The organism is Photobacterium sp. 1_MG-2023 (genome assembly GCF_030547945.1).
Taxonomy (GTDB): Bacteria; Pseudomonadota; Gammaproteobacteria; order Enterobacterales; family Vibrionaceae; genus Photobacterium.
Window position 1 is genome coordinate 77,121 of sequence record NZ_JAUORR010000010.1, and the last position, 17,010, is coordinate 94,130.

The 17,010-nt window shown below is 49.0% G+C and carries 17 protein-coding genes and 1 riboswitch; of the genes, 7 read left to right on the forward strand and 10 right to left on the reverse strand.

The features are described from left to right. Window positions 1-254: 254 nt before the first annotated feature. From Q4579_RS10815 to Q4579_RS10825, 3 genes are all read right to left on the reverse strand, one after another. Complete coding sequence (locus Q4579_RS10815; protein WP_303564003.1) at window positions 255-1,082, reverse strand: DUF2797 domain-containing protein; 828 nt, start codon at window positions 1,080-1,082, stop codon at window positions 255-257. Between the two features lie 200 nt (window positions 1,083-1,282). Further along, window positions 1,283-3,700, reverse strand: coding sequence for a fatty acid cis/trans isomerase (locus tag Q4579_RS10820; RefSeq protein WP_303564005.1), 2,418 nt, complete (start codon window positions 3,698-3,700; stop codon window positions 1,283-1,285). Window positions 3,701-3,831: 131 nt separating this feature from the next. Beyond that, window positions 3,832-4,284, reverse strand: a complete 453-nt coding sequence (locus Q4579_RS10825; protein WP_303564007.1) for a DUF3069 domain-containing protein — start codon at window positions 4,282-4,284, stop codon at window positions 3,832-3,834. Window positions 4,285-4,551: 267 nt separating this feature from the next. Between Q4579_RS10825 and Q4579_RS10830 the strand changes: the two genes are divergently transcribed. The 5 genes from Q4579_RS10830 to Q4579_RS10850 all read left to right on the forward strand — a co-directional run bounded on the left by Q4579_RS10830 (window position 4,552) and on the right by Q4579_RS10850 (window position 7,713). Beyond that, a complete protein-coding gene (locus Q4579_RS10830; RefSeq protein ID WP_303564165.1) occupies window positions 4,552-5,490 on the forward strand; it encodes a diguanylate cyclase in 939 nt (312 codons plus the stop codon). A 156-nt stretch (window positions 5,491-5,646) separates the two neighbouring features. Beyond that, complete coding sequence (locus Q4579_RS10835) at window positions 5,647-6,318, forward strand: YceH family protein (RefSeq protein ID WP_303564008.1); 672 nt, start codon at window positions 5,647-5,649, stop codon at window positions 6,316-6,318. Further along, on the forward strand, window positions 6,305-6,610 hold the full coding sequence (locus Q4579_RS10840) for a GIY-YIG nuclease family protein (RefSeq protein WP_303564010.1): 306 nt from the start codon (window positions 6,305-6,307) through the stop codon (window positions 6,608-6,610). Before Q4579_RS10835 ends, Q4579_RS10840 begins: the two co-directional genes overlap by 14 nt. Window positions 6,611-6,667: 57 nt before the next feature. Then, the gene (locus Q4579_RS10845; RefSeq protein ID WP_211651631.1) at window positions 6,668-7,132 is read left to right on the forward strand and encodes a hypothetical protein; all 465 of its coding nucleotides are present in this window, start codon (window positions 6,668-6,670) and stop codon (window positions 7,130-7,132) included. Between the two features lie 32 nt (window positions 7,133-7,164). Further along, window positions 7,165-7,713 (forward strand): YaeQ family protein, encoded by a 549-nt coding sequence (locus tag Q4579_RS10850; RefSeq protein WP_303564014.1) that lies wholly within the window; start codon window positions 7,165-7,167, stop codon window positions 7,711-7,713. 117 nt (window positions 7,714-7,830) lie between these two features. Here Q4579_RS10850 and Q4579_RS10855 read toward each other — a convergent pair whose 3' ends face one another. After that, complete coding sequence (locus Q4579_RS10855) at window positions 7,831-8,442, reverse strand: glutathione S-transferase (RefSeq protein WP_303564015.1); 612 nt, start codon at window positions 8,440-8,442, stop codon at window positions 7,831-7,833. Window positions 8,443-8,544: 102 nt separating this feature from the next. Between Q4579_RS10855 and Q4579_RS10860 the strand changes: the two genes are divergently transcribed. Then, window positions 8,545-9,147: a TetR/AcrR family transcriptional regulator gene (locus Q4579_RS10860; RefSeq protein ID WP_303564017.1), complete on the forward strand. Its 603-nt coding sequence runs from the start codon at window positions 8,545-8,547 to the stop codon at window positions 9,145-9,147. 120 nt (window positions 9,148-9,267) lie between these two features. Here the strand turns inward: Q4579_RS10860 and Q4579_RS10865 are convergent, their stop codons facing one another. Genes Q4579_RS10865 through thiD form a run of 5 tightly spaced genes read right to left on the reverse strand, consistent with a single transcriptional unit; the run spans window position 9,268 to window position 13,442 of the window. Continuing rightward, window positions 9,268-9,939, reverse strand: coding sequence for a TenA family protein (locus Q4579_RS10865; RefSeq protein WP_303564021.1), 672 nt, complete (start codon window positions 9,937-9,939; stop codon window positions 9,268-9,270). A gap of 46 nt (window positions 9,940-9,985) precedes the next feature. Beyond that, window positions 9,986-10,927 carry an ABC transporter substrate-binding protein gene (locus Q4579_RS10870; RefSeq protein ID WP_303564023.1) on the reverse strand — a complete coding sequence of 314 codons (942 nt, stop codon included), beginning with the start codon at window positions 10,925-10,927 and terminating at the stop codon, window positions 9,986-9,988. A gap of 22 nt (window positions 10,928-10,949) precedes the next feature. Continuing rightward, complete coding sequence (locus Q4579_RS10875; RefSeq protein ID WP_303564025.1) at window positions 10,950-11,786, reverse strand: ABC transporter permease; 837 nt, start codon at window positions 11,784-11,786, stop codon at window positions 10,950-10,952. After that, window positions 11,773-12,543 (reverse strand): ABC transporter ATP-binding protein, encoded by a 771-nt coding sequence (locus tag Q4579_RS10880; protein ID WP_303564027.1) that lies wholly within the window; start codon window positions 12,541-12,543, stop codon window positions 11,773-11,775. The genes Q4579_RS10875 and Q4579_RS10880 overlap by 14 nt, the downstream gene beginning before the upstream one ends. Before the next feature lie 17 nt (window positions 12,544-12,560). Further along, window positions 12,561-13,442, reverse strand: coding sequence for a bifunctional hydroxymethylpyrimidine kinase/phosphomethylpyrimidine kinase (gene thiD / locus Q4579_RS10885; RefSeq protein ID WP_303564029.1), 882 nt, complete (start codon window positions 13,440-13,442; stop codon window positions 12,561-12,563). A 98-nt stretch (window positions 13,443-13,540) separates the two neighbouring features. Next, window positions 13,541-13,638: riboswitch (TPP riboswitch) on the reverse strand. Between the two features lie 182 nt (window positions 13,639-13,820). Here thiD and Q4579_RS10890 point away from each other — a divergent pair. Beyond that, entirely contained in the window at window positions 13,821-14,177 is a 357-nt protein-coding gene (locus Q4579_RS10890; RefSeq protein ID WP_303564031.1) for a VOC family protein, read from the forward strand. Between the two features lie 62 nt (window positions 14,178-14,239). Here the strand turns inward: Q4579_RS10890 and Q4579_RS10895 are convergent, their stop codons facing one another. Beyond that, window positions 14,240-16,828, reverse strand: a complete 2,589-nt coding sequence (locus Q4579_RS10895) for a family 20 glycosylhydrolase (protein WP_303564033.1) — start codon at window positions 16,826-16,828, stop codon at window positions 14,240-14,242. Window positions 16,829-17,010: the final 182 nt, after the last annotated feature.

Consider the following 17,010-nt stretch of genomic DNA (forward strand, 5'->3'; position numbering starts at 1 on the left):
CGACTCGATTCGATTCAATCTCAATAAAACGCCTTGAGGTTCAGGCAGCCGTGAAATGGCTGCCTGAATTATTTACAGGGTCTTGATGAGTCTTATACTAATCGCAGTCAATCACTGGTCATCCTAGCTTGTTCAAATGTTCGATCACTGCGTTAGATTTTCTGATTGTAAAATAACTACTTATCTAAAAAATTGCCTTGTTCTCAAACATTTTTCCTGCGCTATTTCTGATCATTGACTTACTTTGATTGGTATTACTGATGGCTATCAGGCACCACAACAGAAACGTCGTAACTGGTGAATTTACGGATGTTAATCACACCCGTATCAAAAATCAGATATTGCCCTTTGATACCGAGTAATACGCCAGAGACCACAGGATCTTTGTCAAAGTTATGGGACGCGATTTTTGTTGGGTACTGATCGACCGGATAGTTGATCTGGATGACATCTTCATCGAGCCGTTCAATGGCATCCGCGCCAAACTGCAATAAGAGATCCTGCAATCTGGATTCAATTTCAGGCAGTAAGCGTGCTGCTTCGGACTTCAGATCGATCGTTTTCGCATCACCTTTGAGCATGGCTCGCCAATTGGTTTTATCGGCAATAAATTCAGCGAGTGCGATTTCGACCAATCCGGATAGGTGCCGGTTTTTCACTTTGAGAATTGGAAGTGCCTGTGTGGCACCCTGATCAATCCAGCGGGTTGGGATCTGGGTGTGTCGGGTGATCCCAACTTTCAGGCCGGATGTATTCGATAGATAAACATAATGGGGCACCATGCAGTGCGTTTCACCCCATTCTGGCTCCCGGCAGGTGCCTTGTGCATAATGGCAGGTTTCCGGCTTCATCACACACATGTCACAGCGGGCCAGCTTCTTCATACAGGGGAAGCAATGTCCCTGAGAATAACTTTTTTTGGTTTTCCGGCCGCAGGCATCACAGTAGATGTTGCCACTGAACGTGAGCTGGAGCGGCTGACCAATCAGCGGATTCAGCGCAAGTGCTTCTTCGCCGACCAATAGCTGATAATTCACGACATCGCCCAGCGAGGCGCGCATTTTACTCAGAGTACCTTGCATATCATTCTCTTACACATTGCTTGATGGGGGCGCTTTGGCCCTTATTTCAGTTCATTCTTATGGATGACAGTCACCTGAAGATTGCAGGAGAGATGACCTGTCTGAACTGAATTTTTTGTTTTTGGATGAATCTGTTGAGTTTATCATCCCGAAGAAGCAGATGAAAAAACCGACTGTACTCAGCCGGTTTCTGCGTCGAATTAGCGATTTTCCAGTCTGTTGTAGTCCAGTAATCCCCCTTCGATTGGGTGGTTCTGACGAAAGAGCGCATTGAGTTGATCACTGAACGTCCAAAACTCGGGAGCCGTTCGGCGCACCGCGACTTTATCCAGCAGTGCACGATAGTCCGCTTCACTGTAAATTCGCTTGGCTTGCTGAACGATATCAGGCAGATCCGACTCTTTGACTCGCCAGAAAACGCTCGGATAGCTGCCAATCAGGCCATGAACCAGTGTCAGGGAATCTTTCGAGGGCTGGCGGTTTTTTTCTTCTGCAAACAGGCTTGAGATGTTTTTATGCGCACTGTTGCGAAGCAGTGTCAGCAACTGCGGTTGTACGGCAGGATCCTCGGGTTCCACCATAATAAAGGTGAGTTCCGGGTACAGTGTCGCCTGTCGTCCTTGTATTCTCGCCAGTGCCTGCAGCTGGTAGATGCTGTCTTTTTTCAGTTGCACGTTTGCCAGTGAGTAACGGGACAGATCCTGATCAACGGGGGCCAGCTTTGATTTCAGCATACCCATTAATTCAGCTTTCGGATGTTTCGTCTGGTACACGATCCCTGAGGGCTGGGAAAAGTCATTAATATCGCCTTGCAGGAACTTCTGCAGATGCTGATCGGCATCCTGATACCAATCAGCCAGTTCTGCACGCCGTGTTTCCGGGGGGAGCAGTGACAGGAAGTTGGATTCACCTTCCATGCGCAGGAAATCCATATACATTCGGGTCAGTAATTGGTGTCCGAAATTGCCGTACACATCAAAACCAGCAACCAGCAGGTAGTGGATCCGTTCAATCAGTGAATAATCGATCACCCAGGCTGTTTTCGTCGGTTCACCGACTAAGCCTTTGGTCACGGTTGCACTGTCAAAATGACGGAAAATTGTTAGCGCCGCGTTGTCATTAAAGCCGTCACCATCCCAGATTAAATCTGTGGTGAGGTGCTCTCCATGCTTGAAGGTCTCATTCATGAAGGCATTTTTTGCCCGCAGAAATTTGCCTTGTTCTTTGGAAAACTTGATCCAGTTATGTAAAGGCAGCGTGGTGCTTTCAGCTTCTGCTGGCATGCGCAAGTGGCTGGCCTGAGAGGTGTAGAACGCGGCGACTTTCGGCAGATCAGCCATATCCGGATCCACGAAAACAACCCAGAATCTGTCGTTAATCACGTTCAGCGCCAGTTGCCCGCGACATACAGGCCCTTTGATGAATCCCATGATGGTGTGTTGCGCGTTGTCGATCATATATCGATAGCGTGCATTCACCGGTAGTTGTTCAAATGCCAGCAATGGGTTCGCAGCCAGCTCAGGCTGGTATCCCGGCAATGCACTGACTGTATATTCCGGTGTAATGAAATGGGCATTCAGTCGTGCCAGCCGATCATCGGTCAGTGAAAAGGGCATATGTGTTTTATCAACAATGGTTTCACGAACCGGTAATATGCGGTAGTACACCCGGCTGACACCAGGGTCATCAAAGGGTCTGCGAGTGGCGATTGGGTCGACAGGTTGTCCCGGTGCTGTTTTTGAACGCACAATGCGGAAAAACGTTGTCTGTCCGTTTTCTGTCGCAATATCCGGGAAATACAGATGCGAGACAAACCAGTGTTCAAACAGATACCGGGCGGTAAGCTGATGTTTGAAATCATTCTGGTTGAGGAAGCTTTCCCACTTGCTGATTTCAGCTTTAGCGGCTTCCGGGATCTGATTTTGAGTGGCCATCGGCGCGCCAGCTGCAACCCAGTCCATCAGCAGTTGATGTTCCTGAACGGCCAGTTTCGGCAGACCGTAGGGCATTCCCCACAGCGGGTAGGATTGTTCATAAGCAGACATTTCTTCAATGGTCGGGCATTGCTGATTCCGATCCAGTGAGAAATCCCAGTCTCCGGAAAGAATTTTCTGGTCTGGAAGCGGGTGGTTTTGCTTTAACGTCAGCATTCGAGCCAGCACGCTGAGTTGCGTATTGGTTTCCGGCGTTTGCATCCGTTCGTTCAGGACTGCCTGAAACCCTTTCTGACGCCAGGCCTCTGTGTTGTGGGCATCGTCAAACATCCGGGTTGTGTTCGCAGCGATCAGGCGGGTTCCCTGATAGACTTTTTCTTTATTGGCGCCGCGATCGATCCCTTCAGCGGATGACATTTTAAGTTGGCATGGGGCGTCATAACAGGCATGGCAAACCACACAACGATTCTCAATCAGAGGCTTGACCTCACTCAGGTAGCGTTGTGCCTGACTGGTTTCTATTGGCAGTATGCGTTGCTGCGGGACGGGCTTTCCGTAAAGTTGATCAAAGTTAAACCCTGCGTAGGTTGCACAACCGGAGACAATCAGTGTCAGGAGCAGGAAGAGGGGCCGCTTGGCCAGTTTGGATAAATGGAAAGTCATGGGTCTTTGGAAGTCTGCCATCAAAAACATTCAGTATAAGTGACCAATACATGATCTCAACTGTGAATAAACATTGTTCGATTCCGCAGTTTTCTTCGGATCTGAATGCTATCGATCAAAAAAGGGAGCTGATCGCTCCCTACGAAATGTGATTATTTGTTGAAGATAGCCTGAAATTCTTTCTTCATCGGTGGATGGCGACGCGCTTGCTTTAATTGCTTGCTCAGATCTTTAACGCAGTTACGCAGAACTTTGTCCAGCAACACTGCTTTATATTCACTTTGCTCTTCTTCACTCATGTGATCCGGCAGTTGCGTTTCTTGCATTTCGCCCAAAAAATCAACACCGGCATAACTCTGGCTTAATGCAACCAGGGCATGGAACTGCTCAAAATTGTCCAGAATATTCTGGGCACTGGCAGGCAGCTCATCCCAGGCTTCACGTGATGTAGGCTCTGAGACTTTGTATACGTTGACCAGCATGTTGAGCAATTCATCTGGCACTTGTTCAAATTCAACAACCTGGCGCAGTTCCGGTGAACAATCGTCCAGTGTGTACTCAGTCGTTTCAACTTGGTCAAGTTCTTGCTTTTCAATCTCAGACATACAAATTCCTAAGGATATAAACGTAAAGGAAGCGAATGCTAATGACATAGTGCTAAATGTCAATATAGATGAGTTTTTCAAATGAGAAGAATCTGGTCGCTTTCTTTCCGTGTGTTTGTGAAATGCACACAGCTGTGTGAACTTGATTGTGAAACACAGAGGATGTGAGTTGTGTTGATTAACTCATAATTTTTTCATGATGACTCTGTGCTATAAATGGTCAGAGAGAATGCGGAATAGATTCAACAGGATGCCTAAATGGATGCAATGCGAATATTGCTGGTCGATGATGTACAGGTAGAAAGGTTGCAACTTGCGGTGCGATTACAACGTCTTGGACATGTCGTTGAAGCGGTAGGCTCTGGTGCTGAAGCGATTCAGCGATACCCAAATTTTGAACCTGATTTGGTTTTAATGGATATCAGTATGCCGGATATGGATGGCGTAGAGGTCGTCCGGCAACTTCGTCGTCAGCATACGGAATGGGTTCCCATTATTTTTTTGAGTGGTCATGATGAACCCGAGATGATTGCCGAGGCCATTGATATGGGGGGCGATGATTATCTGGTGAAACCCGTGAATAAAATTGTACTGGTTTCGAAGCTCAAAGCAATGCAGCGAATTGCAAATATGCGTCATCAACTGAAATCGACGTCTGAGCAACTTAGTATTGCGAACGAAAAGTTGTCAGAGCAGGTCAATGAAGACGGATTAACAAAAATCGCGAACCGGCGTTATCTGGATATCAAGCTGGCCGAATATATCTCGACCCATGGTCGGAGTAACAGTGCACTGACGGTGATTATGATCGACGTTGATCACTTTAAGCCGTACAACGATCATTATGGTCATTTGGAAGGTGATCGCTGCCTGCAAATGGTGGCCAGAGAACTGAAAGATAATTTCAGTCGAGCCGGGGAGCTGGTGGCTCGTTATGGCGGCGAGGAGTTTGTGGTTTTGTTGAGCCAGTGCGGTCAGGAGCGCGCTCTTAAAGAGTGTGAACGGCTGAAAAAATGCATTGAGCGGCTCGGCATCCCGCATACCCGTTCCACGACATCTGATTTTGTGACGGTCAGTCAGGGGATGGTGTCCTGGCATCCGACTGGGCTGGAAACACCGGAGCATATTTACTCCATTGTTGATAAAGTTCTGTATCAGGCAAAAGGGCAAGGACGGAATTGCTTTATTGCTGCTGAATTTACCTGATTTCACGACCGATTGGCGAGACCTTCACCAGGCTTGATACGGTGATGGACTTTTCGCTTGTCGGAATATCTGACCATGCTAATCTCTCTTCAGGTCCGGCATGGCGCCGTCAGTCGCCATGCTGCTCTCAAGTGACAAGAAGAAGGATAATAAAGTATGGAAATGTCTCTTAGTTCGCAGGAAGCCAGAGTGATTGGCTGCTTATTAGAAAAAGAAGTCACCACCCCAGATCAGTACCCACTGACGTTAAATTCCCTGACCACAGCCTGTAACCAGAAAAGTAACCGTGAACCCGTGATGTCTCTGGATGAAGCGACCGTTTTGGATACCCTCGAAGGGTTAAAATCGAAGCGCCTGATTCAGGAAGTCACAGGTTTCGGTAGCCGGGTGACAAAATATCAGCACCGGTTCTGCAACACCGAATTCAGTACGTTTCAGTTTACGGAGCAGGAAAAAGGCGCACTGTGTGTTCTGTTGTTGAGAGGCGCACAAACGGCCGGTGAAATCAGAACCCGCACAAATCGTCTGTGTCATTTTGCCGATGTCAAAGCTGCTGAACAAACGTTGGCTGCACTGGCAGAAAACAGCAAAGGTCCCTTTGTTTTGAAACTTCCCAGAGAGTCGGGGAAACGCGACTGTCGTTATATGCATCTGTTCAGCGGCGAGGACTTCAGTGATTTACCCGCTGAATCATTGAGCGCTGTCTCACCAGCGCTCAATGATGAAACAGAAGAGCGGCTGACATCTCTGGAGCAAGAAGTGGCTTCTTTGAAAGAAGAGCTCGCTATACTGAAAGATAAAATCAGGGAGTTAAGTGAATCTGCGTGATCCTGTACCAATCTGGTCTGTCTATTTAATACGTACACGCTGTAATCGCCTATATTGTGGAGTAACGACGGATGTGAATCGTCGTTACTCTGAGCACCAGACCGGTAAAAAAGGGGCCCGATTTTTAAAAGGCAAGGGCCCTTTGACGCTCGCTTGGAGTGCCGGGGTTGGGGATAAGCGCAAGGCGATGCAGCTGGAATATAAAATCAAACAATTGACCAAGCCCGTGAAAGAGGCATTGGCTGCCAATCAAGTTGATCTTGCTGAATTATTCCCTGCCTATTTTGAATGAACGCTGATTCAGTCAGTCGTTCATCATTTCTGACTTGCGTAGAAGTGGGGGTATATCGTGAAAGCTTCCTGGATTTCACGACCAGCAGCCGGGATCTGTCTGCTAGTCGTCTCATCTGCTTTGCCAGTGAATGCCGCTGGCATCAGCAACCATCCAAAACCCGGACAGCCATTGAGTGACAATGCTGTTCGCCTGATGAATCTGTACACCACTTATATGCTGAAAGATGCGGTCTTACAGGGATGCTCCCGAAGCGGGGATGAAACCCGCCGACAGGTGAATCATCAGTACATTGAGTATTCCCGTCTTGCATTGGAGTACATTCAGGCCGGACGTTTTGTGGTCAAAGAACAGCTGCCAAAGGTTGAATTGATGGCCTGGCAGGAAAAATTAGCCAGCTCACAACATTATTATGCAAATGGCTTTAGTGAATTTTCGGATGAGCGTGTAACATTGGAGTGTCAGCATCTTGCGAACGCTCTGGAAGCAATGAACCAGCGTTTTGCAGCACTCCGACGCTGATCTTATTGACTCAATTATCTGGAATCCCAAATATGGCTCTGAAAGCCACGATTTATAAAGCACAAGTAAATGTCGCTGACATGGACAGAGACTGTTATCTGGACGGTTCTTTCACGTTAGCATGCCATCCATCTGAAACCCTGCAACGCCTGATGCTACGCGTTCTGGCGTGGGGACTGAATGCGGATCCTGAATTAACTTTTACCAAAGGCCTTTGTGAAACCGATGAGCCAGACCTTTGGAAAAAGAATTTGAATGACGAGATTGAAATCTGGGTAGAACTCGGCCTTCCTGATGAGAAAAGGATCCGAAAAGCCGCTCAGAAATCGGCACAAGTCGTCATTTATGCATACGGTGATCATGCTGCGCCAGTCTGGTGGCAAGCGATGAAGTCCAAAGCTGCGCAGTATAAAAACGTCACGGTTGTTTTTATTGACGATGAAGTGATGGATAGCATGGCGGACATGGTCGAGCGAACCATGCAGCTGCAGTTGACCATTGAAGGTGAGCATGCCTGGTTATCATCTGCTTCGTCGAACTGTACGATTGTCCCACAGTGGTGGCAGCGTTCTGCGTCATGACTTGAAAAGTGAAAACAGAAGAGTGGTCTCACGCCACTCTTTTTTTTGCCGGACGATCTTCATTTGCGGATCGAACGTACGGTGTCGAAATCATCCCAGATGATGCAACGCCTGTGTTTACTGGTTCACAGAAGGGCGCTGACTGACTTTCGTAAACCATGCGTGCAACGATGGCAGTGATGGATTGACCGTGATATCTAGATTCTTCATGAAATTACACATGACGAATGCTGTAATGTCGGCGACAGAAAATTGATCGCCCGCAATATACGCCGACTGAGACAGACGTTGGTCTAATTCTGGCAGAAAAGCCAGCAGTCGTTCTCTGGAAACTTGTCCCCAGCTTTCCACGCAGGTTTCTCTGTCCTGATAGATGCCTGTTAAATTTCTGAATGCTTGCATTGCAACGAATAAGCCTTTGAATTCAACGATTCGTTGCCACATTTCAATGTGAGCTTTTTCGAGGGCGGTCCGGCCAAACAGTGAGTGCTCAGAAGGATACATTTCATCAAAATAACGGCAAATCGCAAGAGATTCACAGATCGTTGTGCCATCCTCTAATTCCAGAACCGGGATCAGACCATTTGCGCTTTTTTCCTGGAATGATGCAGACAGATTTTCACCTCCCCGAATGTCAACGGAAACGCGTTCGATATTAAGGTTCATTTCAGCGAGAAAAATGCTGACACGACGTGCACTCGGGGATGGAGCAAGTTCATAGATTTTCATGGTTTCCTCTTTATCAGAATGAACGTTTAGAATAGAATCTATAGCCATAAATGGCTTTGCGTCAAGTCTGTATACGGAAAAATAAAGCCTGAGAGAGAAAGTATGGCTAGGACTAAAAATTTTGATAGAGAAGAAAAGCTGATCCAGGCGATGGAACTGTTCTGGCAGAAAGGCTACGCCGATACTTCCGTTGCTGATTTAGTCGATCATCTGGGGATTAATCGGTTCAGTCTTTACAACACTTATACAGATAAATCGACTTTGTTTAGTGAGGCACTGGATTATTACCTGCAGCAGATCGCATTTCCGCCATTGCGGAAGATTCTGCATGATGAAGCCGGTTATGCGGATATCCTGGCTTACTTAAATCGATTTGTGAATCTGCAGCGTGATCAGACATGTGGGTGTTTTATCCAAAATGCCTTGCTTGAACGTGCGCATTGCGATGCCAGTGTTCTGGATTCCGGCGCATTGCTGTTTGAAGCCCTTGCGGAGCGATTCCAGCGGGTAGTGCAGAATGCTCAGTCTGCTGGTGACTGGGATCCTTCTGCTGATCCGGTCCGGATGAGCCATTTTCTTGTGATGCAAATGCAGGGCATTCGGGTGCTTGGCAAAGCTCGTCAATACGACATGATGGATCATGGCGTGAAGATATTGTTTGGCATGATCGAGCAGATTCATCAGGCAGGTCGCGAGGCAAAATAGCGCAGAAGCTGGCTTTGACATTGAATGGCCAGTGAGCCGGGTTTTAGTATCAGGCCAGCATTGCGCTGGCCTTTCATGTTGATGGCGTATCACTGAAAGAGAAATGAACAACGGCGGCGATTAACGGGCCATTGCCGCATTCAATCCCTGTTGCCAGAAAGCCACTTCCATTCGCGTCGCGGTGCGGAAAATATGAATGAGTTGCTGACCCCGCGAACTTGCGACCGGAATATCTGCCAGCAATTGATTCAGAAACAGAGTGCTTTGCTGCACACTTTGCTGAAATTCTTCTCCGCCGTACATGGCGACCCAACTGTAGTAGGGGTTCCCTGCCTTAAGGGTGTCCTGTGCGTGAATCAAACGTTCTCCAATCATGGCATAGCCAATAGCGCACGGGGCAAGAGCCGTGAAGAGATCCGCTAAATCGCCTGCCATACCCGTATCCAGAACATAACGTGTGTAGGCGACAGTCCCCACATCTTCCGCTTCGGCTTCCATGTCTGATTCCGTCAGTCCCCATTGCTGGCAATAGCTGATGTGATGATGCATCTCACTGCCGATCAGGGCTTCCAGACTTGGTAACGGTCGGCGCATTTCTTCGAGCGTTTTCGCTTTGAAAATGGCCAGTGCATAGGCTCTGGCATAGTGCTTAAGAAAGAGAAAATCCTGTTTGAGATAGTGTAAATAAGCCTGCTGGCTTAAATCACCCTTGGCGAGCTGAGTGACAAACGTATGGTGAGTGTACGCGTACCAGTCTTTGTCGCAGGCTTGGATTAAATCCAGATGGTTCATCGAAGACTCCAAAATTCAGTGGGATAAAAATCCGCAAAAAGGTGCATTAAAAGGCCGGTACAAAGTCTTTGGCTTTGGGTGCATGGCTGATGATTTTGTGCTGGTACATGAAGGTCGCAAATTGATCGTAACGCGCTTGATCCACTGCCGCCGGACGCAGCGCAAAGCGGGGGAGTGTATCGCGCCATGCCAGCTGATTCAGCTCATTGTTCAGGGTGTCTGGTGAGTAAGCAATGAAAGTCTTCCAGGCTTTGTCCGGGTGATTGATGATAAATTGGGTGGCTTTTTCTAACGCCAGATTGAATTTCTGAATATCCTCTGCGTTGTAGGTGTTTTTATTGGCCACGACAACCAGTTCATCATAAGGCGGTACACCATGCTCTTCCGGGAAAAAGGCTTTGGACTGATAACCTTCCAGTGCCAGCTGATTTGATTCAAAGTTTCGTAAACCGCCCCAGATAGCATCGACTTTGCCTGACGCCAGCGAAGAAGACAGCGCCCACCCGACATTGACGATTTTTACATCCGTAAAGCTCACACCGGCTGTCTTGAGCATGGTGCCAATGGTTGCCTCTTCGTTTCCGGCGATAGCGATGCCAATGGTCTTGCCTTTCAGATCGGCCAGTGAGTGAATCCCTTTATTTTCCAGTACCATCAGCGTATTCAGCGGCGTTGCAATCAGCGTGGAAGCACGAATAAGCGGCAAGCCAGCGGCAACATCAATGGTCAGACTGGTTTGATAGGAAATGGCGAGATCGGTTTTTCCGGCAGCAACCAGTTTTGCGGGCATGGATGGATCGGCAGGTTCCTGAATCTCGATGTCCAGGCCTTGTTCTTGAAATAAACCGTTTTCTTTCGCAATAATGATTGGGCCATGGTTTGGATTGACAAACCAGTCCAGCATCAGCGTCAGTTCTTTAGCCTGAAGCTGAAAGCTGGTTGCAGATACGGCAATCGCGAGCGCAGTACGCGCCGGGAAATTAGTCATGTGAATTTCCTTTGTAAATGAATTAAGAGTCAGACTGGCTGTTTTCAGACAACCAAGGGATGGCTTTTTTTAAGAGTGCATCTGTGATGAAGTACAGTGCGACGGATAACCCGGCCAGGACCAGCAAGGCGGCAAACATTTCGTCAATCATCATCCGGGCATTTGCCTGCAGCATCAGGTAGCCCAATCCTTCGCTGGCTCCAACCCATTCGCCAACTACGGCACCAATTGGCGCGACAACAACCGCGACGCGAATCCCGGATGCCAGTGCGGGTAGGGCTGCAGGTAATCGGATATGCCAGAGGATTTGCCAACGGGTGGCATTCATGGTTTTGGCTAAGTCCAGATACCCCTGCGGGGTGTGGCGTAATCCGTCAAAACAGCAAGTGGTGACCGGGAAAAAGATGATGATGGCAGCCATAACAACTTTGGATGCAATGCCGTAGCCCAGCCAAAGCATCAGAATCGGTGCCAGCGCAAAGACAGGTATAGCCTGGCTGGCAATTAATACGGGTAGCAACCAGCGTCGTACCGGCGTAAACAGTAACATCAACAGGGCACAAAACAGGCCGAAAGTGAGCCCGGTGAGCAGCCCCAAAAAAATCTCAGTGGCCGTCACCCAGGCATGCCGGAACAGAACATCGTGCCGTTGAATCAGTTTGTTGAAGACTGCCAGAGGCTCGGGCAGGATAAATCCCGGCAATTGAAACATCACCACAACCGCCTGCCAAGCCAATCCGAGTATCAGCAGCGTGATGACAACCCGGAACGCCGGATGCTGCAACAGCCCGCCAGTGGTTTTGACAAATGAACGAGGTTGTCCGATGGGAGCCTGCGTGATCAATTTAGTCATCTTCATTTCCCATCACGGCCAGCTTTGTCATCAATTGGTGTTGTGCATCTGCCATGACTGCGTTGATGGGCCTGGGAATTTCTCCCTCAGGTGCCCCGAAGGCGGTAAGACGGGCTGGTTTCCCCTGCATCAAAAACAGATGATGACCCAGCCGCAGCGCTTCTTGCGGGTCATGTGTAATCAGGAGCACGGTCCGGTTCTGCAGGAGTTCTGCGGCCAGCTCCTGAAGTTTGTAGCGCGTGACGGCATCCAGTGCTGAAAATGGCTCATCCATGATGACAATGGGTTTTTCCTGCATCAGTGTCCGGACTAAAGCGACGCGTTGGCGCATTCCGCCGGAGAGCTGGGACGGGCTGGCTTGCGCATAATCAGCTAACCCGACCTGTGCCAGCAAGTGCATGGCACGTGTCTGAGTTTGGGGATTCACTTTTCGATACCGGAGTCGATAACTGAAACAGACGTTATCCATCACGTTCAGCCAGGGCAGCAGTAGATCTTGCTGCGCCATGTAAGCGATCTGCGGGCTGACCGGGTTGCCGTCAAACGTTGTGACCTGTCCGCGGTACTGAACATCTTCTGGCAACAGATTGGCCAGAAGCCTCAGTAAAGTCGTTTTTCCGCAGCCGCTCTGACCAAGAATGCAGTGCCACTGGCCGGGAGACAAGGTCAAAGACAGTTGCTCGAACAAAGGGCTGGAGGCATTCGGGAAATGAAGATTGACCTCAGACAAATGCACGCCAGGTCCCTGTATTTCTCGGTTCATTTGGCTCGCCTGCGTGATCATGCAAGATCCCCGGATTGCGGTTGAAATGCATGAAAATGATGGACCGGGCCATGACCCTGACCAATCTTTAACTGGTCGGCAAATTTCAGCGCTAAAGTCAGGTAGTTTTTCGCTTCTGCGACGGCACCGGTGAGTGTGTATCCCTGAGCGAGATAAGAGGCAATTGCAGCAGATAATGTGCAGCCCGTGCCATGGGTGTTTTGGGTCTGAATGCGCTGGGCACTGAAGGTGACAGTGTCACTTTTGGTGAGCAGGTAATCCGTGCTCTGGCTTTCGGTTTCCCAGTGACCGCCCTTGAGTAGCACTGCCTCGGTATTGAGTGATTGTAATTGTGCAATGATTGTCTCTCTGTCACTTGAGTCAACAGAGGGAACTGGTGCCGCATGATTATCTGACCTGGTGAGCGCAATCGCCTCCGGTAAATTGGGGGTGATGAGGGTTGCTAAAGGCAGAAGTTCAGATTTCAGCGTCGTGATGGCTTTGGTTTCCAGCAGCAGATCACCGCTGGTGGCCACCATCACTGGATCAAGCACGATGTGTTCGGGCTGGTACTGGCGTAGTTTTCGGGCCACCGCCTCAATGACACCGGCGTCACTGAGCATCCCAATTTTGACTGCTTTGACATTCAGATCACTAAAAACTGCATCTAATTGCGCTTCAATAAAATCAGGAGAGACAGGAAAGATGTCGGTAACTCCCAGCGTATTTTGGGCGGTCAGGGCTGTGATGACAGAGCACGCATATCCACCCGTCGCGGAAATCGCTTTGATATCGGCCTGTATACCAGCGCCGCCACCACTGTCGGATCCGGCGATTGTCAGAACGATAGGCGTTGTGTTGCAGTTCGAAGAGTGTTGGCTTTGTGCTGGCTTGTTCATCTGCTTCCCTTTGCATCAATACCAGTTTGATGGGCAGGGGTGACGTACAGTCGCCAGTGAGCCGATTCGAAAGGACCATGTTATTGGCAGTTTCGGTGGCAGGCTATCTGCTAGTTCCCTCCGCCAGTGCTAACTGGATCAGGTTCAACGGGTCCCACAATGTGGTCTCAGCCTTCCGGCTCCCCGACTAACGTTACTTTGATTCTCTGATAACGGTTGTGACGCTGAAGAATAATCTCTCAAGCTTGTTATCGCGCGGCCATTCTAACCTTGTTTTTTCCATGAAAGCAAAAGAATTACGCGAAATTTGTCTGAGTGATTTATTCCTGGTGATTTCAGCCTATGATATCGGTAACCCAATTAAACCGGAGCAAGCTTGTGAATATTCACCATAAAATTAATTATGTAGAGTTTCCTGCCCGCGATATTCAGAAAACAAAAGATTTTTTTCAGTCGGTTTTTGGCTGGTCGTTTACAGATTACGGTGACGAATATACCGCGTTTTCTGATCAGGGGCTGGATGGCGGATTTTATGCTGCGCCTTTGAAATCGGATGCCTCGCAAGGGGCGGCGCTCATTGTGTTGTTCAGTGATGACCTGGAGGCGACTGAGCAGCAAGTCATTGCAGCTGGTGGTCAGATTATCCGGCCCATTTTTGATTTTCCCGGCGGAAGGCGCTTCCATTTTACCGAGCCCAGCGGGAATGAATTTGCAGTGTGGGCAGAACCCCGATAAATGATGCTCTATGAAATGAAAAGAGCTCCTGCCCGGAGCTCTTTGATTCATGGATTGCCAGATTAATTTACCGTTGCAACACGGCTGGTCCGCTGGCCGGAAACCGTTCTGATCTGAACACCGGCCGAAGCTGCGGGTGGGTTCAGGACATCAAAGGTTTGCCAGCTTGCGCCTTGATCGGCCGAGAACTCAATGGTCAGTCCTGGGAACGTGGTATTTGCTTTGAGCACGCCATTTTCAATCACACCACCAGGTACTGGCAGGTTGAAAGCAATACCAGCCTGTTCCAGTTTCGGCAGAACTTTCTGGCCCAGCAGGTTGGCGAAGTGATTGTAGTCGCTGTTCCGTGCTGCTTCATCGGCCGGAATACCAGCATTATCGTTGGCTTCCCAACTCGCTGTATGCCAGGCACGTTCAGCCAGACCCAGCACACGCGGGAAGGTCATGCCTTCAAACTGATCTTCCGTACGCACCGTTTCCGCCCACAGAGAGCCCTGAAGACCGAGTACATTTTCAGGCTTCAGGAGTTTTTTCACACCAGCAGAAGCCACAACTTCTTCTTTTGTAATTGGTGCACCGGCACGGGTGAAGTCTGCATTGGCAAAGACATCATCCGGCATATAGCCAAAGGTTTTCCGGGTATCAGTAAACCGCGGTGCCCAGTAGTAGCCGCGCTCGTTTGGATCGGGCTCGTACGGGTGGTCGAAATACAGATGAGAGGCATGGTTATAGACGACTTTATAATCGTTGTTGGCCAGATTATAAGCGCGATCTGCGACGCCCCATTCCCAGATGTTTTGCCATGCGTTCCCCCACAGCGTGGTGTTGGCCATTTCAGAACGCGGATAGACCTGACCATCATGCATCAGACCATCTTCCCAACCAGCCATATCCAGACCATAGTTCGCGGTGATGACAGAAATTCGCTCCACGAAATAACGGCTCAGATCCGACACACTGTTCACACCATCGGTGTTATTGGCAATGAATGCCTCACAGACCGGAGAGTTCACCCAGGCACCGGCAATTTCGTCACCACCGAAATGGAAGGTTTTGAGTGGCTGAACCCCCTGATGCAGGTCGACCAGGCCTTTGACCACGGCATCCACAAAGTTGTAGGTTGAATCCATGCAGACGTTGATCGCATTGTCGGTAAACATCTGAACAGACAGATATTGCGTGGTGTCATCAAAATCTGTCAGCAGATATTGGTTCGCTTTTTCAAGATTCCCCTGTGCCGCATAGTGATCGTAACGCGCTTCCATGGCTTTGATTGCAGCATGCGCATGTCCCGGAATATCAATTTCTGGCACCACTTCAATATTCAGTGCAGCCGCGTGTGTCAGGATCTCACGATACTCTTGCGCAGTGTAATAGCCATTGGATTCAGGTGTACCGTCCGGCCCTGCGCCGAGGAATGGCAGCAGACAGGCTTTTTCTTCAGGATCGTGACAGCGTTTTGAACCGACTTCAGTTAACTCAGGTAAACCGTTAATCTCAACACGCCAGCCTTCATCATCAGCAAGACGCAGATGCAGTTTGTTCAGTTTAAAGGCAGCCATTTGATCAAGCAGTTGAAGAATGGAATCTTTGGTCCGGAAGTTCCGTACGGAGTCTACGGATAAACCCCGGTATGCAAAACGTGGTGCATCTGAGATTTGAACAGCCGGAACCTGATTTCCCTCAATCAGCTGCAGTAAAGATTGTGAAGCATATAACGCACCAGCGCCGTCTGCTGCGCCAATTGAAATGATGTCTTTTGCCGGATCAACATGAAGGTTATAAGCTTCGTCCCATTTCTGAACGCCATTGACCTGTACCTGGCTCCAGCCAATCTGGATACGTTTTTGAGTTGCAGGTGACCAGGGTACCGCGGTTAGACCCAGTTGGTCTGCCAGAAACATGGCCTGATCTTCATAGCCATTGTCGTAAACAATGACCCAGTTGGAATCCAGTGTGACCTGACCTGAACCCATGGCGATTTGAGCGGGGGTCGGAATCACGCCTGTCGCTTGACTCAGGACGCTGAGATCTGCATTTCGCTGATATCGGTCTTGTGCCGTAAAAGGATCGTAATAGTCGGTAATCGCGGCACTGCCGTATCGTTTCCATTGTTGAGGTGTTGAGAAATCAGAAACGAAAGCGAGCTCCTCTGAAGGCTTGGTCGGAACCGAGCCATTGATATGGTTACTCGTGCTGGCAATCAGCGAAGTTAACGTTTCTCCGTTTTCTTCTGAGACCAGATACCAGTTCGGCATGATGTCCGTTTTGGCCACTTGCCAGTCAGACGCATCGAATTCAATGGTCAGGGACTGGCCCGGTGCCAGTGGAACGAAGCTTGCTGTAGGCTCCAGCTTAAACATATCGCCATTGACGTGAGAAATCTTCACCTGATCGGTGAGAACATTTTTCACCATCCGTATATGGCTGAAATAAATAGCCCAGCCTGAGGCGGGTAGTGTTTGAGCGCTTTGATTCGTGAAATCGAGTTTGGCACGGAAAGAGACCCAGTCCTCCTGAGTGTTATCAACAACAGTGTATTGAACATCCAGCCCCTGACCGAGTTGGTCAAGTGTTGTGGCTGGGATGGCGAACGCAGGAGCAGCAAGTGCAGCCGATAAGGCAAATGCCAGTACTGACGTTTTCATCATCTTTGGTTCCTTTTTTCGATGAGTAAAAAATCAGTTTTCAGCCTAACGAGCAGATTTGGTTAATAAAAATATCAATAGACGAAGTTGCAAGGCTGTTTTTCGAAATTGTCGGGGGTCCCAAGAAAAGAGTACAACCCAAGGATTTTTTCATCATTTATTCGTGATAGGGATTGTAAATTTTA